Genomic DNA, 25,278 nt, shown 5'->3' on the forward strand with positions numbered 1-25,278 from the left:
AACCCGAAACACCGCCGTCACGAGCACATAAAGAGCAATTCATAACATTCAATTGGGTTGACCCGCACCGTGCGGAACCCGTGAGAGAGGACACCATGAGACGCAGCATTGTCGCCGCGGCCGCCGTCGGCGTGACGGCCCTTGCCCTGTCCGGCTGCGCCGGAACGGCGGAGCCCGGGGGAGGAGAAGCGCAGACGATCAAGATCGCCGTGCAGTCGGACCCCGGAACACTCAACCCCATCACGAACGCGACCAACGCCAGCGAGTCGGTATCCACCTTCGGATACGAGTCGCTCCTGTTCTACCCCACCGGTGAGGAGCCCCAGGGCCTGCTCGCCGAGTCGTGGGAGTCCACCACGACGAGCGTCGAGTTCACCCTCAAGGACGGCGTGCTCTGCGTCGACGGCACGCCGCTCACCGCGACCGACGTGAAGTCCACGTTCGAGTACGCGGCAGCGGATGAGACGGGCTCCCCGTACAAGGGCGTGTACTTCCCCGCGCAGGGACTCACGATCGAGGCCGACGACGATGCCGGCACCGTGACGTTCACGAGCGAGGCGGCGCAGAGCTTCCTCGCCGAGACGATCGGCGCGCTGCCGATCGTGTGCGCCTCCGGACTCGATGACCCGGCGGTGCTCGACACCGAGTTCCACGGCACCGGCGCCTATGCGCTGGAGTCCTCCTCGCCCGGACAGAGCTACACGTTCACGCTGCGCGACGACTACACCTGGGGTGTCGACGACACGACGAGCAAGACCGCCGGCCTGCCGGGCACGGTCGAGATCTCGATCATCGAGAGCGATTCCACGGCGGCCAACCTTCTGCAGACCGGCGAGGCCAACATCGCGCAGGTCGGTGGCAGCGAACGCGACCGCCTGAAGTCCACCGAGTTCGCACAGGAGCTCGAGGTGCCGCTGCGCCCCGGTCTGATCTTCTTCAACCAGGCGGAAGGCCGCGTCGGACATGACCTGGCCGTGCGTCAGGCCCTCGCTCAGGCCGTCGACCGCGAGTCGGTCGGCCCCGTCGCCTCGGCGGGACGCGGCGAGCAGATCACGACGCTGGTGTCGGAGTTCGGGGCAGCGTGCACCGCCATGGACAGCTCCTCGGCGATCCCGTCGTACGACGTCGATGCGGCAGCCGCCGCGCTCGACGACGCCGGCTGGGTGGAGGGTGCCGACGGCATCCGCGCCAAGGACGGCAAGCCGCTGAGCATCCTCATGCTCTACCCGGCCTCCGAGAGCCAGGGCGTCACCGCCGCCATCGAACTCCTGCAGACGGAGTTCAAGAAGATCGGTGTGGATGCTGTTCCCACCCCGTCCGCGTCGTACACCGACGTCATCTTCTCCGGTGGCGACTGGGACATCGTGTGGGCGCCGATCTTCACGAGCCTGCCGAGCGACTGGGCCGGCATCCTGGGCGGGGAGTTCCCGCCGAACGGCGGCAACTGGACCTACAACGCCAACCAGGAATACTTCGACCTGGTCGGCGAGGCGCAGGCACTGGCCGGAGCAGACTCGTGCGATGCCTGGCAGGCGGCGCAGGACTCCCTGTTCAGCAACCTCGAGGTGCTGCCGGTGTACTCGTCGACGTCGACGTTCTACGGTGCCGGTGCGGAGTTCGGGATGTCCAAGAGCATCCTCGCTCCCACCACGATCCGCGTGACAGAGTGACCGTATGACGTCGCAGATCGTGACGCGGCCGAAGACCGTCGTGGTGGCCATCCCTCGGGGTGGCCGCCACGGCGGCGGACGCTGGGTCCCCTTCCTCCTCCGCCGCATCGGTCGGATGTTCATCGCGATGCTCGTGATCGTGACAGCCGCGTTCGTGGTGCTGCGCGCCGCGGGCGGAGACCCGGTCCGTGCGGCTCTCGGGCCGACCGCTCCGGCATCCGTCGTGGCGGAACGCCGGGCACAGCTCGGGCTCGATGATCCGCTCATCGTGCAGTTCTGGAACTATCTGACCGGCATCGTGCTGCACGGCGATCTCGGCGTCTCCCTCATCACCGGACGATCGGTGAACGAGCTGGTGGAGTTCCGGCTCCCCGCCACCGTCCAGCTCGCCGGCATCGCGTTCATCGTGATCCTCATCATCGCGATCCCGCTGGGTCTCGCTATCGCGATCCTGACGGCGGGAAACCGGCGTCGCCCCGTCGAGCTCGCCTTCACGTCGATCACGGGCTTCTTCGCTGCTGTCCCGGAGTACCTGATCGGCGTCGCGTTGCTGATGCTCTTCGCCATCACGATCCCGCTGCTCCCGGTGGCGGGGATCAGCGGACCGCAGTCCTACATCCTCCCCGTGCTCGCCCTCGCACTCGGCGCCTCCGCATCCCTCTCGCGCATCGCCAGGGTCGAAGCGCTCAACGTCCTCAGCGACGACTACATCCGCACCGCCCGTTCCAAGCGGCTCCCCGCCGCCATGATCTACTTCCGCCACGCCCTGCCGAACATGCTCACCGCCACTCTGACCCTCGGCGGTGCCCTGCTCGCGACGATGATCGCCGGCAGTGTGCTGGTCGAGCGGGTCTTCAACTGGCCGGGCATGGGCAGCGCGTTCGTGCAGGCGATCATCACGAAGGACTACGGCATCGTGCAGGGCCTGGCAATCGTCTATGCGGCGATCATCCTCATCGTGAACCTGCTGGTGGACGTGGTGCTCGCCCTCCTCGACCGTCGTACGACCATTCTGGAGACCGCATGACCTCCGCACGCCGGCGCCGCTCCTGGCTGCTCCAGTCACCGATGGCGATGATCTCGCTGGCCTTCATCACGCTCTTCGCGCTCCTCGCCGTGTTCGCCCCGCTCATCTGGGGCACGCAGGCCGAGACCCCGTCTCCGGCCGACCTGTTGCAGCCGCCGAGCGCCGAGCACCCTCTCGGCACCGACGCGCTCGGTCGCGATCTGCTGCTGCGCACACTCGTCGCCACCCGGCTCTCGCTCGTGATGGCACTGGCGGCCACCGCGATCGGCGCCGTGGCTGGACTGATCCTGGGCGCACTGCCGGTGGTCGCCGGGCCCCGCGTGCAGCGACTGTTCGGCTCGGTCATCAACACGTGGCTGGCGTTCCCCGTGCTGCTGGTCGCGATGCTCACCGTCATCCTGCTCGGCACCGGGTCGACGACGGCCGTGATCGCACTCGCGCTCACCATGACTCCCTCGTTCGCGCGTCTCGCCCAGACGCTCTCCTCCCGCGTCGGCGGCTCGGAGTACCTTGCCGCCGCGCGCTTGCTCGGGGTGTCGAAGACGCGTCAGTTCACGCGGTACATCATCCCCAACATCGCAGAGCCCGTGATCGTGAACGTCACGATCTCGATCGGCGGCGGACTGCTCGCCCTGTCGAGCCTCAGCTTCCTCGGCGTCGGCGTGCAGCCGCCCGAATACGACTGGGGTCGACTGCTCAGCGAAGGCTTCGAGCAGGTGTACAGCCAGCCCACCGCGATCGTCGGGCCCGGCGTCATGGTGGTTCTCGCCGGGATCATGTTCGGGATGTTCGGTGAGGCCCTGGCCTCGCACATGCGCGGCCGAGGACGTGCCCGCACACTCAGCGCCCGCGAGCTCGGCGACCCTGCTCGCGTGACGACGGCGGATCTCGAGGAGGAGACTGCCGACGAGGTCGAGCCGCTGCTCGAGGTCGCAGGACTCAGCGTCTCGTTCCCCGGCGAGCACGGCTGGGTGCGCCCGGTGCAGGACGTATCCTTCCGCATCGCACCGGGGGAGATCGTCGGGGTGGTCGGCGAATCCGGCAGCGGCAAGAGCGTCACGATGATGGCGATCGCGCAGCTCGCCCCCGCAGGCGCCGCCGTGAGTGCGCAGCACCTCCGCTTCGCGGGCGAGGAGCTCGCGGGCCTGTCGGGCGAGCGGGCCGCCAAGAAGCTCGGCACCCGCGTCGGCGTCGTGTTCCAGGATTCGCTCACGGCGCTCAACCCCGCCCTCCGCGTCGGTACGCAGCTGGCCGAAGTGCCGCGCGTGCACCAGAAGGCGACCAGGCGCGATGCCGATGCCGCCGCCGTCGACGCACTCGCCGCGGTGTCGATCACCGACCCTGCGCGCCGAGCGAAGCAGTTCCCGCACGAGTTCTCGGGCGGCATGCGGCAGCGTGCACTGATCGCGATGTCGCAGATCGGCAAGCCGCGTTTGATCATCGCCGACGAACCCACCACGGCACTCGACGTCACGGTGCAGCAGCGCGTGCTCGCCCTGCTCCGGCGCGAGTGCGAGGAGACCGGTGCCGCGGCCATCGTGGTGTCGCACGACATCGCTGTGCTCGCCGAACTGTGCCAGCGCATCCTCGTGATGTACGGCGGGCGGATCGTCGAGGACGTGGACGTTCGTCACCTCGCCGAGCCGGAGCGACTGGCGCACCCGTACACGCGGGCGCTGGCCGAGTCGCTGCCGGACCTCGACACCGACCGCACGGAACCGCTTGCCACGATCCCCGGCGAGCCGCCCGATCTCTCCGTTCCGGTCGTCGGCTGCGCCTTCGCACCCCGCTGTGCATTCGCGACTGACCTCTGCCGCACCGAGACCCCGCAGCTGATCGCCCATGGCTCGGGTCGCGTCGCCTGCTGGCATCCGCAGGACATCGGTGTGCACGAAGACGAGTTCGAGAAGGCGGGTGCATGATGGCCGATCTCGTCATCGAGAATCTGGTGGTCACGTTCGGTCGAGGACACCACGCGGTGAACGCCGTCGACGACGTGTCTCTCACGGTGCCTCACGGGACGACCGTGGGCTTGGTGGGAGAGTCCGGTTCGGGTAAGTCCACGGTGGCTCGCACGGTCGCCGGGCTGCAGAAGCCCACCTCCGGACGCATCCTGCTCGACGGCAAGAACCTCGCCGTCGGTCGTCACGACCGCAGAGCGCACGCGCGCGACGTGCAGATGATCTTCCAGGATCCTTACTCCTCGCTGAACCCTCGGATGTCGGTGGGGGAGACACTGGACGAGGCATTGGCGACGCACGGCGCCGGCAACGCGAAGGCCCGTGCGGCTGGCGTCAAGGAGCTGCTCGAGCTCGTGCGCCTGAAGCCCGGCGTCTCGGAGCTGCACCCGTCGAGCCTGTCGGGCGGAATGCGCCAGCGCGTCGCGATCGCGCGGTGCCTCGCCGTGAAGCCGCGCCTGATCATCGCCGACGAGATCACCTCGGCGCTCGATGCCTCGGTGCAGGGCGCGGTGCTGAATCTGATGCGCGAGCTGCAGCGGGAGCTCGAGCTCTCGGTGCTCTTCATCACGCACAACCTGGCCGCGGTGCGGTACATCGCCGACACCACGGCGGTCATGCGCAACGGCGAGATCGTCGAGCACGGCGATGCCGATGCGATCGTCTCGAACCCTGTGCACCCGTACACGCAGGCACTGGTGGCCGCGATCCCGCGCATCCAGAACGCCGGCACAGACAGCCTCCTCCACTCGATCGGATCCTGAATGACCCTTCTCGACGACGCTCAGGGTCTGCTGCCCGAGCTCGTGGCCCTGCGCCGCGCCATCCACGCCGATCCAGAGCTCGGCCTCGCCCTGCCGCGCACCCAGCAGCGGGTCCTCGATGCGCTCGAGCCCTGGGAGTTGGAGACACACTGCGGTACGGGCCTGAGCTCGGTCGCGGCGATCGTGCGCGGCGCCCACCCCGGACCCACAGTGCTGCTGCGTGCCGATATGGACGCGCTGCCGCTCACCGAGGACACCGGCCTCGACTACGCCGCCACGGGAGAGCGTATGCACGCGTGCGGTCATGACCTGCACGTGGCGGGTCTCGTAGGCGCCGCGCACCTGCTCGCCGCGCGCCGAGAGGAACTGCACGGCGACGTGCTGCTGATGTTCCAGCCCGCTGAGGAGATCGGCGACGGCGCGCGCCGCATGATCGACGAGGGGCTGCTCCATCTCACCGGATCCCGCCCGGTCGCCGCGTACGGCATCCATGTCGTGCCGGGGGAGTACGGGATCTTCTCCACCCGCGTCGGAGCGCTGATGGCCGGCGCGATCGAGGTCGAGGTGACCATCACCGGGCACGGTGGCCATGCCTCCGCTCCGCACCTCACGCGCGACCCGGTGCCGGCGGTCGCGGAGCTCGTGACCGCCCTGCAGTCCTTCGTGACGCGGCGCTTCGACGTGTTCGACCCCGTCGTGCTCAGCGTCACCCAGCTGCACGCCGGTGGCCCGGCCCGCAACATCATCTCCGACACTGCCACGCTGGTCGCCTCGGTGCGCGTGCTCTCGCACGAGACCAGTGCCCGCGTGCAGGCAGAGCTCCCGGTGATCGCGCGCGAGATCGCCGCCGCGCACGGCTGCACGGCCGAAGTCGACACGGTCGTGCTGTGCCCGCCCACCGTGAACGACGCCGCGGCTGTCGCCGCTGTGCGCGAGACCCTCACCGGGCTCTTCGGCGAAGACCGGGTGCGCGAGACCCCGAACCCGGTCATGGGCTCGGAGGACTTCTCCTACGTGCTCGAACAGGTGCCAGGGGCATTCCTGTTCCTGCGCGCGACCCCCGCCGACGTCGACCTCGAGACCGCGGCGCCGAACCATTCGCCGCACGTGGTGTTCGACGACGCGGTGCTGGCGGATCAGGCAGCCGCCTTGGCCGCGTTCGCCCTGGAGCGGCTCCAGGGCTGAGGGGCGCGTGGGGCCGTCCGCCGCTCGTTCAGCGCGTCAGGAAGGCGCGCAGGTCGGCGTTCAGCTGAACCGCGACATCGGGGTCGCTGTACATCATGTGCCCCGCGGCGTACCGGTGGGACTCGGTGCGCACGCGGGGGAGATCCCAGTGGCGCAGCAGATGATCTGCCGCGCCCACCGTGGTCAGCGAGTCGTAGATCCCGGTGCCGACGAAGAGCCGCGCGTGCGGCATCTGCTTCATCCATTGCGACAGGCGTGCCGGGTAGGGGTAGGTGTGGAACGGGGAAGGCCGTCCCATCGAGATGAATCCGGCGCTGCCCTCGTCCTCCCAGAGCCAGTCGCGTCCGGCCTCCTGATCGACGACCCGATAGGGGCGGTCGGGAGAAGCGCCGAACACCCGTGGCAGCAGCTGCGCGATCCCCGACGCGTACCGAGGGGAGAGCGCGACATCCGACGGATCCAGCCCGAGCTCGCCGAACGAGCGATCGGCACTCGGCAGGTGGTAGCGGCTGTCGGTCACTCCGAGGGCGCGGCCGGGGAGCAGGCGGGCGCGGAAGTCCTGCTTGCTGATCCACAGGCGGGCGTCGATCAGCTCCTGCGAGGGGATCCCGATCATCGACGACAGTCGGGCCGCGACGGCGGCGCGCTCGGAAGGCGGTAGCGCGTCGCCCTGCAGCATCGCGAGCGCCAGGTCGGTGCGGGCGAAGTCCAGTGCGGCGTCGATCGCACCGTCGACCGTCGCGTGCTCGCGCGAACCGGCGCCGTGGAACCAGGCGGTCGCTGCCTTGTACGGCAGATTCGCGAGCGCCCCGACGATGTTGCCCGGACGGTCGAGCGTCTCCTGGATGTTCACGGCCTGCCCCAGTAGCGCGATGCCGCTGAGCGGAGCCGTGTCCATGTTGTGCGCCGAGGTCGCCAGGAACGCGGCGCGCTGGGTGCCGTAGCTCTCGCCGAGGAAGAACTTCGGCGCATCCCAGCGCCCGTGCCGGTTCACCCACTCCGAGATCGCCACCGCGATCGCATCCGCATCTCCTTCGACGGAGCGGAAGGCTCCTGCATCCGTGCCGTCGTCGATGGTTCCGAATCCGGTGCCGGGAGCGTCGAGGAAGACGAGGTCCGCGACGTCGAGGATCGTGGAGGGACTCTCCTCGATGCCGTAGGGCGGACCGCCGTCGGCCTGGGGGTCGCGGGGAATCCGGGCTCGCCACGGGCCGATGCCGCTCAGGTGCAGGTATACGGAGGAGACCCCTGGGCCTCCGTTGGTCAGGAACAGCACCGGACGACCGGGCGGGCCGTCATCGATCATGTAGCTGAAGGCTGAGATGCGGCCCTGTCGCGCGCCGTCGGAACGGCGCAGCGGCAGCTCTTCCTGCCGGGCGACGTATGTCACAGACCCCACGCGGCCCGCGATCCGACGATCGTCGGTCAGCTCGTGCATCACGCTCGCCTCAGCGCGCGGTGGCGTCGCGGTAGAACACGTCGAGGTCGCGCTTCATGTGCGTCGCCGCCAGCTCATCGACGAACGTCATGTGCCCGGACTCGTAGAAGGTGAAGCGGATGTTCTGGCGCAGCGCGGGGGCGAGGTACAGGTGCGCGACGTCGAGCTCCGGACCGAAGAACGGCGTGGCGAGGTCGTAGTACCCGCCCATCACGTAGACCTTGAGGTTCGGGTTGCGGCGGACGGCGGCCGAGAGATCGAGCGAGACGTCGGGGACGAGCTGCGGCGCATCGATTCCCGGTGCCTTGTGCGTCCAGTCCCAGGCGCGTGAGATCGGCATGTTGTACAGGTGCCGGTAGTGCAGCTCGCTGGTGTAGCCGATGTCGTCGACGAGGTGGGCGCGGTAGGTCGACAGATGGGCGCTGTTCACGCCCGCCGTCGCCGCGTCGTCGGTGGCGGGGTCGTGCGATCCATTGCCGCGCACATACTGGTGCTCGGCGGTGAAACGGGTGTCGAAGCGACCGATCACGCGGCCTTCGTCGGCCAGAAGCGCGTAGCGGTACTGCTCCATGCCGATGCGGAAGTGGTTCTTCTTCAGGGTGTCGGCGTCGAGGCCGACCAGCGCGCTCATCTGCTCGGCGACGTCGTTCTCGATGTCGCTCGGCAGCTGGTCACCGCGCAGCAGTGCGGCGGCGAAGGGGCCCTGAGCGAACTCACGAGCCTCGGCGAGGAACGGCACGAGTTCGCTGTGAGCTGTGCGCGCCTTGCCGTGGTACCACGCGGTGGCGGCGAACGAGGGCAGGAGGTTGATGTACTCCCGCGGACCTCCGATGTTGCTCTCGCCCCAGTTCAGCACGGTCGACAGCAGCACCACGCCGTTGAAGTCCAGACCCTGGTTCTGCAGGCGGTGCACGAGGGCGGCGGCGCGGGTCGTGCCATAGGACTCGCCGAACAGGAAGCGCGGGGCGTTCCAGTTGTTCGTGATCGTCAGCCAGCGTGTGACCGCCTTCGCGAAGGCATCGACATCCTGGTCGACGCCCCACACCTGGCCGGGCTTCGTGTCGCCCAGCAGGCGGGAGTATCCGGTGCCCGGGGCGTCGATGAAGACCAGATCGGACTCGGTCAGCAGCGTGTGCGGGTTGTCGCCGGATGTGTACGGCGCGGGTGGCGTGGCCAGCGGGGTGTTCGTGGGGGTGCGCTTCGGGCCGAAGCCGCCGATGTTGAGCCAGAGACTCGCCGACCCGGGGCCGCCGTTGAACAGGAAGGTCACCGGCCGCTCGGGGGCGCCGTCTGCGCGGTCGGCCACGTAGGAGGTGTAGAACACGCTCGCGAGCGGGCGGTTCTCGTCGTCGCGCACGATGACCGTGCCGGCGCCTGCCGTGTAGTCGAGCGTGCGTCCGCCGGCCGCGAGCTGGTGGCGACGGGAGGTGAACGTCTCGGGGCTGAGCGTCTCTGAGGCGGTCTGGTCGGCAGGGGTCGGCTCGGTCACGGGTCTCCCTAGAAAATGAATGAGTGAATTGAATATATCTTAATCACTCGCTGGCGTGGCGCCCGAGGAAGTTGTAGACCTCGTTGTCGTCGACACCGGGGAAGGCGCCGCGGGGGAGCGGTGAGAACATATGGGTGTGCACGCGGGCGCTCGGCCACGCCCTGCCGCTCCAGCGATCGGTCAGCTCGGTGGACGGCCGACGGCAGCACGCCTCGTCGGGGCAGGTCGACACCGCACGGTCGGCCGTCTCGCGCCCTCGCCACCAGCGGGCATCGTCGAACGGCACGCCGACCGTGACCGAGAACTCCCCGTCGCTCGACGATCCGGTCTGGGTCGAACACCAGAACGTGCCCGATGGCGTATCGGTGTACTGGTGGTGCTCGGTCGTGCGGTTCTGCTGGGTGAACGCGCCGCGTGCCTGGAACTTGCGGCATACCCGCTGCCCTTCCACCGCCCCGGTCACATCCATCGGCAGCGGCAGATCGTCATTCTCGTAGACGCGCGTGATGGCGCCCGTGGCATCCACTCTCAGAAAGTGCAGTGACATGCCCAGGTGCTCGGTGATGAGGTTCGTCATGCGCATCCCCGCAGCCTCGTGCGTGACACCGAAGGCATCGCGGAAGTCCTCGACGGCCAGGTTGCGGTCCTTCTTGGCCTGCTGAAGGAAGGCCACGGATGCGGCCTCGGGCATCAGGCAGGCCGCTGCGAAGTAGTTGATCTCGAGGCGCTGCTGCAGGAAGTCCGCGTAGTCCGTCGGAGGAGTGTGACCGAGCAGCCGGTGCGCCATGGCCTGCAGGGCCATCGAGCGCAGACCGTGCCCGCCGGGGATCGAGGCCGGCGGCAGGTAGATGCGTCCGTTCTCGAGGTCGGTCACCGAACGCGTGGAGTGGGGGAGATCGTTGACGTAGATCAGCTCGAAGCCGATCTTCTCGGCCATGATGCTCACGGTGCGGTGCGTGAGCGCGCCCTGCACGTGACCTGCGGCGCGCAGGTGCTTCTCGGCGAGTTTCTCGATGTCACCGAGGTAGTTGTTCTGCTCGCGCATGCGCAGCCGCAGCTCGGTGTTCGCTCGACGGGCTTCCTCGGGAGTCGCGATCGCCTCGCGTTCGCGTCGTTGCAGCTCGTGGTGCAGGCCCAGCAGCGACTCGATCGTCTCGTCGCTCATCCCCTTGGTGACGCGCACGGGGGCGACGCCGAGCTGGCGGAACACCGGACTCTCCTGTGCTCGCTCGAGCGCTATCTCCAGTGCGGCACGACGGTTCGGCGGCTCGCCCGAGATCAGATCGGTGACCTCGGTGCTCGTCGCGTGCGCGATCGCCTGCAGCAGCGACAGCTTGGGTTCGCGCTTGCCGTTCTCGATCAGGCTCAGCTGGGATCCCGCGACCCCCACCAGTGCGCCGAGCTCGTCGAGGGTGAAGCCGTTCTCGAGTCGGTGGTGCCGAATGCGGTGGCCGAGTGTCGTGAGGTGGATGCCGGAGGTCGCCATTCCTTGATCCTAGCGAAAGAATCTCGTTTCTTATCGGTCAAAATGGCTGAAAGACGCTCCGAACCCAGAAGAAGATGGATGCAACGCCCCACACATCTAAGGAGCTGTCATGGCCATCGCTGAAGTCTTCGCCCCTCGCACATCCCCCGTCGCCGCCGCGCGTACGTTCGGTGCTGCGCCGAGCTACGACACCCCCGCGATGGCTGAGCTGGCCGCCTGGGTCGAAGAGATCCGCGCGCTCACCCAGCCGGACTCCGTGCACTGGGTCGACGGATCGCGGGCCGAGAACGACTGGCTGCTGCGCGGCCTCGTCGACGAGGGCAAGCTCATCAAGCTCAACCCCGAATGGCGCCCGGGTTCCTACCTCGCCCGCTCGCACCCCAGCGACGTCGCCCGCACCGAGGGACGCACCTACATCGCCTCCGAGCGCGAGGAAGATGCAGGCCCCACCAACAACTGGGCCGCTCCCGCCGAGATGCACGCCAAGATGACCGAGATCTTCGAGGGCTCCATGCGCGGACGCACGATGTACGTCGTCCCCTTCTCGATGGGCCCGGTCGGTGGTCCGCTGTCGCACATCGGCGTGCAGGTCACCGACAGCGCCTACGCGGTCGCCTCGATCGGCATCATGACCCGCGTGGGCGACGCCGTGACGCGTCGCATCGCCGAGGGCGCCCCGTGGGTCAAGACGGTCCACACGGTCGGTGCTCCGCTCGCGGAGGGTGAGCAGGACGTCGAGTGGCCTTGCAACGACGAGAAGTACATCGTGCACTTCCCCGAGACGCTCGAGGTCTACTCCTTCGGCTCCGGATACGGCGGCAACGCGATCCTCGCCAAGAAGTGCTTCGCGCTGCGCATCGCCTCGGTGATCGCCCGCGATGAGGGATGGCTCGCCGAGCACATGCTGCTCATCCGCGTGATCGACCCGCAGGGCAAGGCGTACCACGTGGCCGCCGCGTTCCCGTCGGCCTGCGGCAAGACGAACCTCGCGATGCTGCGCCCGACGATCCCCGGGTGGAGGGTCGAGACCCTCGGCGATGACATCGCCTGGATCCGTCCGGGCGAAGACGGTCGCATGTGGGCGATCAACCCGGAGGCCGGCTTCTTCGGTGTCGCCCCCGGCACCGGCGAATCCACCAACGTCACCGCGGTCGAGACCCTGTGGGGCAACACGATCTTCACGAACGTCGCGCTCCGTCCCGACGGCGACGTGTGGTGGGAGGGCCTGACCGATCAGGCGCCCGCGAACCTGATCGACTGGGAGGGCAACGACTGGACGCCCGACTCCGGACGCCCTGCCGCGCACCCCAACTCGCGCTTCACGGTGTCGGCGGCGCAGTGCCCGCAGATCTCCGAGGACTGGGAGCAGGCCGTTCCGCTCGACGTGATCCTGTTCGGCGGTCGACGCGCGAGCAACGTGCCCCTCGTGGTCGAGGCGACCGACTGGACGCACGGCGTCTTCCTCGGCTCGAACATCTCGTCCGAGCGCACGGCGGCCGCCGAGGGCACGCTGGGCGAGCTGCGCCGCGACCCGTTCGCGATGCTCCCGTTCTGCGGCTACAACATGGCGGACTACTTCGGCCACTGGCTGAAGGTCGGTCGCGGTCTGCGTTTCGACCGGGCCCCGCGCATCTTCCAGGTGAACTGGTTCCGTCGTGGCGACGACGGCCGGTTCCTGTGGCCCGGATTCGGCGACAACTCGCGGGTCGTCGACTGGATCATCCGCCGCGTCGCGGGCGATGTGTCCGCGGTCGACAGCCCCATCGGCCGCCTGCCCCGCACGGAAGACCTGAACCTCGACGGGCTCGACCTTCCCGCCGCCGACCTCGAGGAGCTCTTCTCCGTCGACGCCCAGGCATGGAAGACCGAAGCCGATCTGACCGAGGAGTTCTACGACACCTTCGGCGACAGGGTCCCGGCCGCTCTGCGCGCCGAGCTCGCGTCGCTGCGCTACCGTCTCGCGAACGCGTAGCCCCAGACCGGCACCGGCTCGGGGGAGCCGGTGCCACCATCCCGCGAAGGCGGGATGTCGGAGACGAACCCATGGCTGAGTGGTCTCCGGCATCTCGCCTTCGCGTTGCCCTTCGCCGGATACGCAGCATGCGGCGATAGGGTCGGAGCATCCGCGCGTCTGCGGTGCTGTCCGGGGGGAACGCGATGCGTCACGGTGCGATGAAGCAGGGTCTGATCGGCGGAGCGGTGCTCGCCGCGTTGTGGTTCCTGTGCGGCTGGGTTCCCTCCCTCTTGTACTCCGCCGGCGGGAGCCTGGCGACGTTGGCCGGGCTCATCCCGTCGCCGATGAACCGTGGCGTCTTCGGCAGTCCGGTGCTGTGGGCGGTCCTCGTGCAGGTGCTGATGGCGGTCGTGCTCGTGGCCGGGTTCGCGGTGCTCGCCGACCGGCTCTCTCGGGCGCGCGCGGCTTTCGCCGCCGGCTGGCTCGCGGCGATCCTGACGGCCTTCGCGATCGGCGCCGCTCTCGACATCGGGAGTTTCGTCGCATGGGTGGGGCCGTTCGGCATCGGTGGCGCTGCCGGCACGATGGGTGCCGCCGCGGGAACCACCTGGTGGGCCGTCATGGTGGGCTGGATTCCGGCACTCCTCTGGATGCGTTCCGGGCGGGCAGCGGGGGTCGAGCCGTCACCCGCGCGCGAGCCCCGCGAGCCCGGCGCGACGAGGGCGCTCACCGTCGCCTGCGTGGTCGCGGTGGTCGCCGTGCTCGCTCTTCCCTTCGCGTCAGAGGGCGGCCACAACGCCACACAGCAGCAGTTGCGCGAGGAACAGGCGACGGCGCAGGGCGAGGCTGATCCGAGCGGAGCGGCGGCTCCCGATCCCTCCGCGGAGGGGGAGTCGGTGCCGACGGCAGGTCCTTCCGACGGCGCGATCGCCGACGGGGCCTGCACGGCAGAGAACACCACGATCATGACTCCTCCGCCGGATGGTGCGACGGGGCATCGAGGGCAAATGCTGCAGCTCGTGAATGTGGCGGAGCAGCCGTGCACCCTGAGCGGGTATCCGGACGTCGCGTACGGCGATCAGAACGGGCACGTGCTCGACGTGACGGTCGAGCACGGCCGCTCCTTCATGGCGGAGGATCCCGGTCCGTCGTCGATCACTCTTCAGCCGGGAGAATCGGCGATGGCAGTGATCGGATGGGATGCCAACTCCGTGCAGGGACAACTCGCGGCACGCAGCATCTGGGTCGCCGTCCTACCCGGTCAGCAACGCCTCTCGTGGGACATGCCGCTCGACATCATCCCCGGGGCGACCGTGCACGTGACGGCCTGGCAGCCCGCGGCGCCTCCGGCAGGGTGACGGCTCAGGCCAGGAGCTGATGGCGGGCGAGGTCGCGATACAACGGCGTCGACTCCACGAGCTCGGCGTGCGTGCCCTGACCCACCACCGTGCCGTCCTGCAGCACGATGATCAGGTCGCTGTCGACGACGGTCGACAACCGGTGCGCGATCACGACGAGAGTGCGGTCGGTGGAGACGGCGTCGATCGCCTCGCGCATCTTCTGCTCATTCACGCCGTCGAGTGACGACGTCGACTCGTCGAGCAGCAGGATCGGTGCGTCGGTCAGCAGTGCACGGGCGATCGCGAGGCGCTGGCGCTCACCGCCCGAGAGCATCACGCCGTCCTCGCCGACGGGTGCCTCCAGCCCGAGGGGATTGCGCTCGAGCACATCGCCGAGGTTCACCGCGCGCAGCACCTGCTCGCACGCGGCGTCGGAGGCATCGGGGGCAGCGAGGCGCAGGTTGTCGGCGAGCGTGCCGGCGAGCGTCGGCGCATCCTGCTCGACGTACCCGAACTGCGCGCGCAGCTCCTCGCGTGCGTAGGTGCGAGCGTCATGACCGTAGAGGCGGATCGAGCCGCCTGTGGGGTCGTAGAAGCGCTCGACGAGCGAGAGGATCGTGCTCTTGCCCGCGCCGCTCGGCCCGACCAGAGCGACCCGTGCACCACGAGGCACCGCGAACGACACGCCGCGCAGCACCTCGTGCGCGGTGGGTGTGGGAACGTCGCCGGTCTCGGGCTTCTCCAGGTGCGCGTCGGCGAGCAGTTCCTGCGCGGCCTTCGCGGCGGCGCGGCGTGCGGCCACCACGTTTTCCGGGTACCGGAAGTGCACATCGCGGAACTCCAGCGCCGGCGCCTGGGCGTCGGGCTCGTCACGCGTCAGGGCCGCGGCGATCGCCTCGTCATCCTGGGTCTCAGTGGGCAGATCGAGCACCTCCTGGATGCGACCCAGCGCGCCGAGGGCCTGGTTGACCGAGGTGATGGCACCGAACGTCGAGGCGAGCGGCATCACCAGGAGGAACAGGAACATGATGAACGAGATCAGCGAGGCGATCGTGATGGTGCCTGCGGCGACACGGAAGCCGCCGACCCCCAGCACCACGAGCAGCGAGAGTTGCAGGGCGATGCCCGCGATCGGCACGACGAGGGACGAGATCTTGGCGATGCGCACGCCGATGCCGTACGCGTCCGACGCGAGCTCCGACACCGCGGCCGTCTCGCGTTCGGCCGCGCCCGATGCGCGGATCGTGCGGATCGAGCCGACGGCGCGCTCGACGCCGGATGCGAGAGCGCCGACCTTCTCCTGCTGCTCGGTCGAGGCGGTGCGGATGCGGCCGCTCAGGGCGACGACCACGACGACCGAGACGCCGATCACGAGCACGATGAGAAGCAGCAGCACGGGGTCGATCACGAGCATCGCGATGAGCGCTCCGAGGAACAGCACGATGTTGCCCACGGCATCCGCGAGGCCCTGGGTGAGCACGGCGTAGAGCAGCGTGGTGTCGGTGCCGACGCGTGAGACGAGGTCGCCGGTGCGGCGGGCGTCGAACTCCGACGTGGGCAGATGCAGGATGCGGGCGATCAGCTTGCGGCGGCTGGAGTAGACGACCGCGGTGCCCGTGCGCTGCAGCAGGTAGTGCTGGAAGCCCGAGATGACCGACGAGAGGATCACGAATCCGACCAGCAACCACACGAGGATGCCGAGTGCACCGTCGGACTGCACGGCCTCGATGACCTGCCCGACCAGCAGCGGTTGCGCGAGCGAGGCCGCGGCGCCGAAGATGCTGAGCACCGCCACGACCATCAGCGTGCGCTTGTGCTCGAAGAGGAAGGGGAGGAGCTGGCGGAACGTGGCGCGCGGGCCATCCTGCTGCGCGCCGCGTCCGCGTCGGCGGGGAGACGCCGTGCGAGACATGGAGAACCTCGTTCTGGAAAAGGGCTTAGTACGACCGTACTTCCTGCGCGGAAGGTGCGGCTTCACGAGGGCGCTCAGTGGCGGCCGAATCTCCGATGCGCGGCCTGCTTCGACACCCCGAGAGCGCTGGCGATCGCCTGCCAGGAGTAGCCGGCGTTCCGGGCGCGGCGCACCTGGACCTCCTCGGCGCGGGCGATGTCGATCCGTACCCGCGCGAGTCTCGTCAGCTCGGCGATCGGCTCGCCCTCCGGGTCGACGGCGGATGCGGTGCGCATGTTCATGATGACCTCCGTTCGTCAACCTACATTGACGCCGCGGGCTACGTCAACTCATGTTGACGTAGCCGCGCGGGGCTAGCGCTGGGCGGGGGCCGCGACGCCGAGGTCGTCGTCGTAGTCGTGGTCCTTGGTCTCGGGCGTGAAGAGCAGTGCCACGAAAGTGAGCACACCCATCGCCGAGAGGTAGAGGCCGACGAGCCACGGAGCGCCGCCGCCCCACTGCCACAGCTGCACGGCGATGAGGGGAGCGACCGCCGCACCGAGGATCGACGACACGTTGTACGAGATGGCGGAGCCCGAGTAGCGCACGTTCGTGGGGAACAGCTCCGGCAGCAGGGCGCCCATCGGACCGAACGTCGCGCCCATGAGCATGAAGCCGAACACGAGGAACGCCTGCACCAGCGCGCCGCTGAACTTGGGGTCCACGGTCGGCAGCAGGAAGGTGTTGAAGGTCAGGCCGAACACGATGATGATCCCGGTGACCCAGAGCAGCAGCTTGCGGCGACCGACCTTGTCGGCGATCGGGCCGGAGAGCAGCGTGAAGATGCCGAAGAACACCACGCCGATGATCTGCATCAGCACGAAGTCGGTGTATCCGAAACCGAGGCCGGGATAGAACTGCGCGGCGAACACCGCGGGGTCGAACGGCTTGCCCGCGGCCTCGGCGGCGGCCTGTGCTGCGGCGGATGCCGTCTCGAGCGAGGCGGCCTTGGTGCCGTAGGCGAGGGTGAAGTTCGTCATCAGGTAGAACAGCACGTACGTCGCCAGCATGATGAACGTGCCGAGGATGAGCTGCTTCCAGTGGTGCCGGAACACGGTCGCGATCGGCAGCTTGCGGATCGCGCCCTTCGTCTCGGCCTTCTTGAACGTGTCGGATTCGACGAGCTTGAGCCGCACCCACAGGCCGATGATGACCATCACGGCCGAGAACAGGAACGGGATGCGCCACCCCCACGAGAGGAACGCCTCGGACTTGAGGGCGGGGTCGTCGGAGTGCGGCAGCAGCCAGTTGATGCCGAGGAACAGGAAGTTGGCGATGATGAAGCCGAGCGGCGCGCCCAGCTGCGGGAACGTTCCGTACCAGGCGCGCTTGCCCTTCGGCGCGTTCTCGGTGGCGACCAGCGCGGCCCCCGACCACTCGCCGCCGAGCGCGAATCCCTGGGCGAGACGGAGGAAGAGCAGCAGAAGGGCTGCCACCCACCCGATGTCCTGGAACGTCGGGAGCAGTCCGATCACGAACGTCGCGATGCCCATGGTGAGCAGGGAGGCGACGAGCGTCGCCTTGCGACCGTACTTGTCGCCGAAGTGTCCGAAGACGACGGCTCCGATCGGACGCGCGACCATGGCGGCGCCGAACACGCCGAACGAGGCGAGCAGTGACGTGGTGTCGTTTCCGGTCGGGAAGAACAGCACGGGGAACACGAGGACCGCAGCCGTGGCATAGGCGTAGAAGTCGTAGAACTCGATGGTCGTGCCGACCAGGCTGGCAGTGATGACGCGCGAGCGAGGGTTCGCCGGCGCGGTGGACGTACTCAAGATGTCTCTCCGATCAGTGCTCTGGTATACCGGAACACTCGGGCGAGTTTACGCCTTCCTGAGTATTGCCTGGACGCGTCACTCCTCGGTGTCGCCGAGGAGCAGCCCGGGCACGAGTTCCGCGCGCGGGTCGAGCAGGTCTTCGAGTTCGAGCACGACGAGGCGGTTGTCGCCGGCACGGGTCGCGGGGGCGGGTACGAAGAGCGTGCGCTGCGGGCCGTTGCGCCAGTAGCGCCCGAGGAAGAAGCCGTTGACGAACGCGTAGCCCTTGCTCCACGACGCGGTGTCGAGGAACAGATCGGCGGGCGCGTCGAGGCGGAAGTCCCCGGTCCAGGCGCCGGGTGCCGCCCCGGCCTCTGCGGCATCCGCCCGCGCCGCGACGGAGCGCGCGATCTCTGCGACCTCCAGCGGGGTCGAGAGCCAGCCGGTGAGGGGGACGCCGTCGAGCGCGGGGGCGCCGATCAGCCCCTTCTCCTCGCCCAACCGGTGGTCGTAGTTCACGCGGCCCTGATCCTCCGCCAGGATGCTGAGGGTGCGACCGGCCGGGATGCGCAGCGTGCGGTCGTGACGCGTGCGCGAGAGCGTGCCGATCGGCTGTCCGTCGACGCGCACCCAGGCGAGGTCTCGCACCTCGTCGAACGACAGGAGTCCGGGACCGTCGGTGTCGGGCAGCTCGACGTCGTACCGCACGAGCGCGCTCAGGTGGCCGAGGGCATCGAAGGTCTCGGGGCGGTCGGTGGGGGAGCCGGATGCCGCGGCATCCGTCCACGTGCCCGCGGGCACGAGCGGCACCGACAGCGTCGGCGAAGCGACCGCGGGGGCGGGAAGGGCTTCTGGCACGGGGGCGTAGCGCGAGATCACGTCACGGAAGGCGAAGAACTTCTCCGTGGGGTTGCCCGCCTCGTCCAGCGGGGCGTCGTAGTCGTACGAGGTGACGATCGGGAGGTAGCGACCCTTGTGGTTGGCGCCGTTCGTCAGACCGAAGTTCGTACCCCCGTGGAACATGTAGATGTTCACCGAGGCGCCGGCCGACAGCAGGGCATCAAGCTCGGCGGCTGCGGCATCCACCTCGGTCGTGTGATGCACCCCGCCCCACCAGTCGAACCAGCCGTCCCAGAATTCGGAGCACATGAGAGGACCGGTGCTCTGGTGGGCGCGTAGCGTTGCGAGGCGCTCCGTGGTGCGTGAGCCGAAGGAGCCGGTCTTGTGCAGTGCAGGCAGGCTTCCGTCGGCGAGCATCTGATCGACGGGTTGGTCGACCGTCGTGAGCGGCACCGTGATTCCGGCATCCTTCGTGAGGGCCACGAGGGCCTCGAGGTAGGCCTTGTCGGCACCGTAGGCGCCGTATTCGTTCTCGATCTGCATGAGCACGACCGGGCCGCCGCGGTCGATCTGCCGCGGAGCGACGATCTCGTACACGCGACGCAGGTACGCGCTGATGTCGGCGAGGAACTCCGGATCCGACGATCGCAGGGCGCGCTCACCCGCGGTGAGCCAGGTCGGCAGGCCCCCGTTGTGCCATTCGGCGCAGATGTAGGGTCCCGGACGCACGATCGCATCCATCCCCTCCTCGTGCACGAGATCGAGGAAGCGGCCGAGGTCGTTCCCGCCGGTCGCGTCCCACTCGCCCCGCCGCGGCTCGTGTGCGTTCCAGGCGACGTAGGTCTCGATCGTGTTGAGGCCCATCAGGCGCCCCTTGCGGATGCGGTCCTGCCACTGGTCGGGGTGCACGCGGAAGTAGTGCAGGGCACCGGAGATCACCTGGTGCGGCTGGCCGTCGCGGAGGAAATCGGTGTCGCCGATGGAGAACGAGGTCACAGGGGAAGTGCTTTCTGTGGGGAGCCGTGAAGCAGGGAGCGGTGAAGCGGGAGCAGTGGTACGGGGAATCGGGGCCGGACGGGCATCGCACCCGTCCGACCCCGACGCGATCACTTGTTGACGGTGAAGCCCTGGGCGTTGCCGTACTCGACAAGCGCGTCCTGCCAGTCGACGAGACCGTCGTTCAGATCGGTGCCGTTCTGGTACGCCTGTCCGACGGTGTCACCGAAGATGCTGTTGCCGTACACCTGGTAGGGCAGGTAGTTCCAGCCCTCGACGACATCGCCGGCAGCGGCCGCGAGCACCTCGTTGATCTTCTGGCCGCCGAAGTACTCGGGGGCGTCGGCGAGGAAGTCGTCGCTCGCGAGCTCGGCGGTGGTCGACGGGAACCCGCCGCTCTCCAGGAACAGCGAGATGCTGTCCTCAGAGTTGTTCAGCCACCACAGGAATCCGGCCGAGAGCTCCGGGTTCTTGCTCTGCTTCGTCACGGCCTGGCCGCCGCCACCGTTCTCGGCGCTCGCGGGCGAGCCGTCGTACGTCGGCATCGGCGCGACGCGCCAGTCGCCGGCGCCGTCGGGGGCCCCGGAGATCAGGTTCCCGGGCATCCAGGCACCGATCACGAGAGTCGCGATGCTGCCGTCGCCGAGGGCACGGAACCACTCGTCGCTCCAGCTGCTGACCGGGGCGATCAGATCCTCGTCGACGAGGCGGTTCCAGTTCTCCGTCCACTTCTTCGACCCCTCGTCCTGCAGGTCGATCGTGACGTCGGTGCCCGAGGTGCTGAACGGCTTGCCGCCCGCCTGCCAGATCATCGAGGTCGCGAAGCCGGCGTCGCCGGTGTCGTTCGTGATGTACGCGGAGGGGTTCGCGGCGTGGATCGCCTTGGCCGCCTCGTAGTACTCGTCCCACGTGGTCGGCACGTCGAGGCCGGCGGCGTCGAAGACGGCCTTGTTGTAGAACAGCGCCATGGGGCCCGAGTCCTGCGGCAGGCCGTAGATGGCGTCGCCGTCGGTGACGGAGTTCCAGGTCGACGCGGTGTAGTCGTCCTCGAAGTCGGCGAAACCGTACTGCGAGAGGTCGGCGAACGCGTCGGTGAGGGCGAACTGCGGGAAGGCGTAGTACTCGATCTGCACGACGTCGGGTGCGCCGGATCCTGCCTTGATGGCGTTCTGCAGCTTCGTGTACTCGTCGTTGTTGGTCCCGGCGTTGACGACGTTGACCTTGACGTTCGGGTACTCCTTCATGAACGCCTCGGCCTGAGCCTCGGCGGAGGGGGTCCACGACCAGTACGTGATCTCGCCGCCCTTCTCGAGCGCGGCCTGGACCGAGTCGAACGAGCCGTCGCCGGCGCCTGCGCTGCCACCGTCATCGGTGGTGCCGGTGCTGCATCCGGCCAGCGCGAGGGCTGCGACGGTTCCGGCTGCGAGCACCGTCAGGGTGCGGCGCGCAGCGGGGTGAGGAAGGTGCTTCATTGCTGTGTCCTTTCGGGGTGCGATCCCGCATCGGATCGACGTGGATGGTGGGAGGCGACTACTGCTTGACGCTTCCCGCGGTGAGACCTGACTGCCAGAAGCGCTGGAGCAGCAGGAAGGCGATGACGATCGGGATGATCGTGAGCAGCGAGCCCATGATCACGAGGTTGTAGATCGGCTGGGATCCGGCACCGATGGCCTGCGAGCTCCACTGGTTCAGACCGACCGTGAGCGGATACCAGGCCGGATCGGACAGCATGATCAGCGGCAGGAAGTAGTTGTTCCACGTGGCGACGACCGTGAACAGGGCGACGGTGACGATTCCCGGCGCGAGCAGACGCATCGAGATCGTGAAGAACGTGCGGAACTCGCCGGCCCCGTCGATGCGGGCGGCCTCCAGCAGCTCGGTCGGCACCGACTCCGAGGCGAAGACCCAGATCAGGTACAGCCCGAACGGACTGATCAGCGAGGGGATGATCACCGCCCACGGGGTGTTCGTGAGTCCGAGCTCGCTGAACAGCAGGAACGTCGGCACCGCGAGCGCCGTGCCCGGAACCGCGACCGCGCCCAGCACGATCGCGAACACCGCGGGGCGCCCGGGGAAGCGGTACTTCGCCAGGCCGTAGCCGGCCATGGTCGCCAGCAATGTCGCGCCGCCGGCGCCCACGACGACGTAGAGCAGGGTGTTGCCCAGCCAGCGCAGGAAGATGCCGTCGCGGTAGGCGAACGTCGCCGTCAGGTTGTCGAAGAACGCGAAGTCGTCGGCGAACCAGAGGCCGAACGAGCTGAACAGGCCCGACTGCGTCTTGGTCGAGCTGAAGAGCAGCCACAGCAGCGGCACGAGCGTGTACAGCGCGTACACGATCATGACGATGAGCAGCGTCTTCGACGACCGCGGGTTCATCGGGTCGTTGCGGGTGCGGGAGGAACGGGCGAGGGGGAGTGCCATGTCAGCGCACCTCCGACTTGGAGCCGCGCAGCTGCACGACGTAGGCGATCACGGCCGTGATGACGCCCATGATGATGGCGATCGTGGCGGCGTAGTTGAACTGCTGTCCGGCGAACGAGAGGTTGTAGGCGTACATGTTCGGGGTGAAGTACGTCGTGATCACGTTCGGTGCCAGGGGTCGCAGGATGTTGGGCTCGTTGAACAGCTGGAAGCTGCCGATGATCGAGAAGATCGTGGCGATCACGAGGGCTCCGCGCACGGAGGGGATCTTGATGGAGAAGATCGTGCGCCAGGCACCGGCGCCGTCGAGGGAGGCCGCCTCGTACATGTCGGTCGGGATCGTCTTGAGTGACGAGTAGAAGATCAGCATGTTGTAGCCGACGAACTGCCAGGTGACGATGTTGCCGATCGAGGCGAGGATCCACTCCTTGGCGAACGGCGTGATCAGGTCGCTGCCGAGGAAGTCGTTCACGTTCGAGGTGAGCCCGAACTGGTCCCCGTAGATGTAGCCCCACATGAGCACCGCGACGACGGCGGGCACCGCATAGGGGAGGAAGATCAGGATGCGGAAGAACGACGCGCCGCGGAGCCGCGCGCTGTCGAGCGCGAGCGCAGCGCCCAGGGCGAGGACGAGCATGATCGGGACCTGCACGACCAGGAACAGGATCACGCGCCCGAAGGCCTCCCAGAACTGTCCGTCGCTGAGTGCGCGCACGTAGTTGTCGAAGCCGACGAACGACGTGCCTCCGATCAGCTTCTCCTGGAAGAAGCTGAGGTACAGGGCGTAGGCGAGCGGCGTCAGGAACACCAGGGCGAACACGATCATGAACGGGCCGACGAAGGCCCATCCGCGCCAGTCGCGCTTCTCCCGGCGGCGGATGCCGGCGGCGCCAGGGGCCGCAATGATTTCAGTCGTCATCGACGAGACCTTCTCCAAGTCCAGGCGCTCACTGCGCCGTGTGTCAACGTCAACATATGTGATCCGCTGCTAGTGTGTCAACGTCAACACATGAATGGATGAATTCCCGTGACCTTGGAACCTTCGACAGAGCAGTCGCAGCGCCGCAGAGATCCCTCGATGGAGGATGTGGCGCGCGAAGCGGGTGTGTCGGGCCAGACGGTGTCGCGGGTCGTGAACGCCCGCGGATACGTGGGAGCGGCGACTCGGGAGCGCGTCGAGCAGGCCATGCAGCACCTCGGGTACCGTCCCAACAGTGCCGCCCGCGCCCTGCGCTCCGGCCGCTTCCGGGCCATCGGCGTGATCATGTTCTCGTTCAGCTCCTACGGCAACCAGCGCACGCTCGACGCGATCGCCGTGCGTGCCTCGCAGATGGGCTACGCCCTCACCCTGATCCCGGTCGAGTCGAGTGCGATCGAGACTGTCGCCGGAGCCTTCCGCCGCATCGAGGAGCACGCGGTCGACGGCATCATCATCGTGATCGAGGCGCATCAGCTCGACGAGGCGGAGGTCGAGATCCCCGAGGGGCTGCCGGTCGTGCTCGTCGACTCGAACCGCGGCACCACGCATCCCTTCGTCGACACCGATCAGGGCCAGGGCGCCCGACTGGCGACGGAACACCTGCTCGACCTCGGGCATGAGACCGTGTGGCACGTGACCGGGCCGGCGAAGTCGTACTCGGCTGAGCGACGTCGTGAGGCCTGGAGCTCGACCCTCGAGGCCAGGGGCAAGCGGGTGCCCGAGGTGCTGCCGGGGGACTGGAGCGCGGAGTCGGGATACCTCGCCGGCACCACGCTGCGGGAGCGCGACGACGTGACGGCGGTGTTCGCTGCGAACGACCAGATGGCCATCGGGGTGGTGCGCGCCTTCCGCGAGGTCGGCCGCGACATCCCGGGCGATGTCAGCGTCGTCGGCTTCGACGGCTTGCCGGATGCCGCTCAGCTGTGGCCGCCGCTCACCACCGTGCAGCAGCATCCGGAGCGCGTCGGCGCGCTCGCCGTCGATGCGCTGCTGGTCGAGCTCGATGGAGGGGAGCCGCCGCGCACGCCCCTCGTGCAGACCGAGCTCGTGGTGCGGGGGAGTACGGCACCGCCCCGCGGCTGAGGTCTCGGATCAGGCTCCGGTGGAGCTCGATCCTGTCGACCCGAGTCGCGATGACAGCTCGCGAGCCGCCCGTGACACGAACGCCCCGAGCGCGTCGAGCCGATGCCCGATCCGCGCCTTGGGGGCGCTGACGTTGATGGCCGCGACCACGCGCCCGGTGAAGTCGGTGATGGGGGCGGATGCCGCGACGACCCCGAACTCGAGCTCCTCGTCGGACAGTGCGTATCCCTGTTCCCTGATGCGCGCGAGCTCGGTGAGAAGGCTGTCGAGATCCGTCACGGGGGCGTTCCCGGCTGGCGGGGCGTCCAGGACCGGGAACACCGACGGGTCGGCTTGATCGAACCGCCCGACGAGGGGCTGGTCCTTGCCGTGGTCCTCGTACCAGCGGGCCAATGATTCGTCGTCCCAATCGCTGAGCAGTGATCGACCGGACGGGGTGCGCCACGCGGCGGTGGTGGTGCCCGCCCACCCGGTCGTGCGCACATCGTGGGGGCTCAGCTCGCTCAGCAGGGTCAGCACGTTGCCGCCGCGCAGGACGCACAGGTGGCTCGTCTCCCGCGTGGACTGCACGAGTCTGCGCAGGATGCTCCGCGACGCGTGAACGAGAGTGGTGCTCGCCGTGTGGGCCGCGAGGGCGTACAGGCGGTGGCCGAGCAGGTAGCGCAGCGTGTCGTCGTCACGTTCGACGAGACCGCTCTCCGCCATCGTCGCGAGCGTGCGCGAGACCACCGCCTTGTCACGGCCGGTCGCCTGGGCGACCTGGGAGACGCCGAGCCCGCCGGAGCGCAGCGCCTCGTCGGTGCCGAGGAGCTCGAGGATCTCGATGTCCCGGCCGAGGCCGGAGGAGTTGCGGCGAGGAGCAGAAGGCGTGGTCGTGGGGGTCACGCTGCTGATTCTAGCTCGCCCTGTTGCCATAGACACAACACCCTTTGACAAAATG

General features: G+C 68.4%; 19 protein-coding genes. 8 read left to right on the forward strand and 11 right to left on the reverse strand.

Going from position 1 to position 25,278, the window contains the following annotated elements; all coding sequences use genetic code 11:
• Positions 1-95 precede the first annotated feature (95 nt).
• From P0Y60_07170 to P0Y60_07190, 5 genes are read left to right on the forward strand one after another with little or no spacing between them, the layout of a single operon-like run.
• On the forward strand, positions 96-1,670 hold the full coding sequence (locus tag P0Y60_07170) for an ABC transporter substrate-binding protein (protein WEK62515.1): 1,575 nt from the start codon (positions 96-98) through the stop codon (positions 1,668-1,670).
• A gap of 4 nt (positions 1,671-1,674) precedes the next feature.
• A complete protein-coding gene (locus P0Y60_07175) occupies positions 1,675-2,697 on the forward strand; it encodes an ABC transporter permease (protein WEK62516.1) in 1,023 nt (340 codons plus the stop codon).
• A complete protein-coding gene (locus P0Y60_07180; protein ID WEK62517.1) occupies positions 2,694-4,619 on the forward strand; it encodes a dipeptide/oligopeptide/nickel ABC transporter permease/ATP-binding protein in 1,926 nt (641 codons plus the stop codon). Before P0Y60_07175 ends, P0Y60_07180 begins: the two co-directional genes overlap by 4 nt.
• Positions 4,616-5,419 carry an ATP-binding cassette domain-containing protein gene (locus P0Y60_07185; GenBank protein WEK62518.1) on the forward strand — a complete coding sequence of 268 codons (804 nt, stop codon included), beginning with the start codon at positions 4,616-4,618 and terminating at the stop codon, positions 5,417-5,419. The genes P0Y60_07180 and P0Y60_07185 overlap by 4 nt, the downstream gene beginning before the upstream one ends.
• Positions 5,420-6,604, forward strand: a complete 1,185-nt coding sequence (locus P0Y60_07190; protein ID WEK62519.1) for a M20 family metallopeptidase — start codon at positions 5,420-5,422, stop codon at positions 6,602-6,604.
• 28 nt (positions 6,605-6,632) lie between these two features.
• On the opposite strand, the gene P0Y60_07195 is transcribed toward P0Y60_07190, so the two are convergent.
• The 3 genes from P0Y60_07195 to P0Y60_07205 are packed head-to-tail and all read right to left on the reverse strand — an operon-like array spanning position 6,633 to position 11,017.
• Positions 6,633-8,042 carry a hypothetical protein gene (locus P0Y60_07195; GenBank protein WEK62520.1) on the reverse strand — a complete coding sequence of 470 codons (1,410 nt, stop codon included), beginning with the start codon at positions 8,040-8,042 and terminating at the stop codon, positions 6,633-6,635.
• 10 nt (positions 8,043-8,052) lie between these two features.
• Positions 8,053-9,531, reverse strand: a complete 1,479-nt coding sequence (locus P0Y60_07200; GenBank protein WEK62521.1) for a hypothetical protein — start codon at positions 9,529-9,531, stop codon at positions 8,053-8,055.
• Positions 9,532-9,574: 43 nt separating this feature from the next.
• Positions 9,575-11,017 carry a helix-turn-helix domain-containing protein gene (locus tag P0Y60_07205; GenBank protein ID WEK62522.1) on the reverse strand — a complete coding sequence of 481 codons (1,443 nt, stop codon included), beginning with the start codon at positions 11,015-11,017 and terminating at the stop codon, positions 9,575-9,577.
• Between the two features lie 109 nt (positions 11,018-11,126).
• On the opposite strand from P0Y60_07205, the gene P0Y60_07210 reads away from it, so the two are divergent.
• Together P0Y60_07210 and P0Y60_07215 are read left to right on the forward strand one after the other, a co-directional pair.
• Complete coding sequence (locus P0Y60_07210; GenBank protein ID WEK62523.1) at positions 11,127-12,989, forward strand: phosphoenolpyruvate carboxykinase (GTP); 1,863 nt, start codon at positions 11,127-11,129, stop codon at positions 12,987-12,989.
• Positions 12,990-13,174: 185 nt separating this feature from the next.
• Complete coding sequence (locus P0Y60_07215) at positions 13,175-14,329, forward strand: DUF4232 domain-containing protein (GenBank protein ID WEK62524.1); 1,155 nt, start codon at positions 13,175-13,177, stop codon at positions 14,327-14,329.
• 4 nt (positions 14,330-14,333) lie between these two features.
• On the opposite strand, the gene P0Y60_07220 is transcribed toward P0Y60_07215, so the two are convergent.
• The 7 genes from P0Y60_07220 to P0Y60_07250 all read right to left on the reverse strand — a co-directional run bounded on the left by P0Y60_07220 (position 14,334) and on the right by P0Y60_07250 (position 23,195).
• Positions 14,334-16,223: an ABC transporter ATP-binding protein gene (locus tag P0Y60_07220; protein ID WEK62525.1), complete on the reverse strand. Its 1,890-nt coding sequence runs from the start codon at positions 16,221-16,223 to the stop codon at positions 14,334-14,336.
• Between the two features lie 74 nt (positions 16,224-16,297).
• Positions 16,298-16,504, reverse strand: a complete 207-nt coding sequence (locus P0Y60_07225; protein ID WEK62526.1) for an AsnC family protein — start codon at positions 16,502-16,504, stop codon at positions 16,298-16,300.
• A 72-nt stretch (positions 16,505-16,576) separates the two neighbouring features.
• Positions 16,577-18,037: an MFS transporter gene (locus P0Y60_07230; GenBank protein WEK62527.1), complete on the reverse strand. Its 1,461-nt coding sequence runs from the start codon at positions 18,035-18,037 to the stop codon at positions 16,577-16,579.
• A gap of 78 nt (positions 18,038-18,115) precedes the next feature.
• Positions 18,116-19,855 carry a beta-galactosidase gene (locus P0Y60_07235; protein WEK62528.1) on the reverse strand — a complete coding sequence of 580 codons (1,740 nt, stop codon included), beginning with the start codon at positions 19,853-19,855 and terminating at the stop codon, positions 18,116-18,118.
• A gap of 110 nt (positions 19,856-19,965) precedes the next feature.
• Complete coding sequence (locus tag P0Y60_07240) at positions 19,966-21,327, reverse strand: sugar ABC transporter substrate-binding protein (protein ID WEK62529.1); 1,362 nt, start codon at positions 21,325-21,327, stop codon at positions 19,966-19,968.
• 58 nt (positions 21,328-21,385) lie between these two features.
• A complete protein-coding gene (locus tag P0Y60_07245) occupies positions 21,386-22,231 on the reverse strand; it encodes a carbohydrate ABC transporter permease (protein ID WEK62869.1) in 846 nt (281 codons plus the stop codon).
• A 46-nt stretch (positions 22,232-22,277) separates the two neighbouring features.
• Positions 22,278-23,195 (reverse strand): sugar ABC transporter permease, encoded by a 918-nt coding sequence (locus P0Y60_07250; GenBank protein ID WEK62530.1) that lies wholly within the window; start codon positions 23,193-23,195, stop codon positions 22,278-22,280.
• 159 nt (positions 23,196-23,354) lie between these two features.
• Between P0Y60_07250 and P0Y60_07255 the strand changes: the two genes are divergently transcribed.
• Complete coding sequence (locus P0Y60_07255) at positions 23,355-24,338, forward strand: LacI family DNA-binding transcriptional regulator (protein WEK62870.1); 984 nt, start codon at positions 23,355-23,357, stop codon at positions 24,336-24,338.
• 9 nt (positions 24,339-24,347) lie between these two features.
• Here the strand turns inward: P0Y60_07255 and P0Y60_07260 are convergent, their stop codons facing one another.
• The gene (locus P0Y60_07260) at positions 24,348-25,223 is read right to left on the reverse strand and encodes an IclR family transcriptional regulator (protein ID WEK62531.1); all 876 of its coding nucleotides are present in this window, start codon (positions 25,221-25,223) and stop codon (positions 24,348-24,350) included.
• Positions 25,224-25,278: the final 55 nt, after the last annotated feature.

This window comes from Candidatus Microbacterium colombiense, from assembly GCA_029203165.1.
In the GTDB taxonomy this organism is placed as follows: Bacteria; Actinomycetota; Actinomycetes; order Actinomycetales; family Microbacteriaceae; genus Microbacterium; species Microbacterium colombiense.

Bases quoted from the DNA above. Each gene is read 5' to 3' on its own strand.
- P0Y60_07170 (WEK62515.1), top strand. From the start codon at position 96: ATGAGACGCAGCATTGTCGCCGCGGCCGCCGTCGGCGTGACGGCCCTT.
- P0Y60_07175 (WEK62516.1), top strand. From the start codon at position 1,675: ATGACGTCGCAGATCGTGACGCGGCCGAAGACCGTCGTGGTGGCCATC.
- P0Y60_07180 (WEK62517.1), top strand. From the start codon at position 2,694: ATGACCTCCGCACGCCGGCGCCGCTCCTGGCTGCTCCAGTCACCGATG.
- P0Y60_07185 (WEK62518.1), top strand. From the start codon at position 4,616: ATGATGGCCGATCTCGTCATCGAGAATCTGGTGGTCACGTTCGGTCGA.
- P0Y60_07190 (WEK62519.1), top strand. From the start codon at position 5,420: ATGACCCTTCTCGACGACGCTCAGGGTCTGCTGCCCGAGCTCGTGGCC.
- P0Y60_07195 (WEK62520.1), bottom strand. From the start codon at position 8,042: ATGCACGAGCTGACCGACGATCGTCGGATCGCGGGCCGCGTGGGGTCT.
- P0Y60_07205 (WEK62522.1), bottom strand. From the start codon at position 11,017: ATGGCGACCTCCGGCATCCACCTCACGACACTCGGCCACCGCATTCGG.
- P0Y60_07210 (WEK62523.1), top strand. From the start codon at position 11,127: ATGGCCATCGCTGAAGTCTTCGCCCCTCGCACATCCCCCGTCGCCGCC.
- P0Y60_07215 (WEK62524.1), top strand. From the start codon at position 13,175: ATGCGTCACGGTGCGATGAAGCAGGGTCTGATCGGCGGAGCGGTGCTC.
- P0Y60_07220 (WEK62525.1), bottom strand. From the start codon at position 16,223: ATGTCTCGCACGGCGTCTCCCCGCCGACGCGGACGCGGCGCGCAGCAG.
- P0Y60_07225 (WEK62526.1), bottom strand. From the start codon at position 16,504: ATGAACATGCGCACCGCATCCGCCGTCGACCCGGAGGGCGAGCCGATC.
- P0Y60_07240 (WEK62529.1), bottom strand. From the start codon at position 21,327: ATGAAGCACCTTCCTCACCCCGCTGCGCGCCGCACCCTGACGGTGCTC.
- P0Y60_07245 (WEK62869.1), bottom strand. From the start codon at position 22,231: ATGAACCCGCGGTCGTCGAAGACGCTGCTCATCGTCATGATCGTGTAC.
- P0Y60_07250 (WEK62530.1), bottom strand. From the start codon at position 23,195: ATGACGACTGAAATCATTGCGGCCCCTGGCGCCGCCGGCATCCGCCGC.
- P0Y60_07255 (WEK62870.1), top strand. From the start codon at position 23,355: ATGGAGGATGTGGCGCGCGAAGCGGGTGTGTCGGGCCAGACGGTGTCG.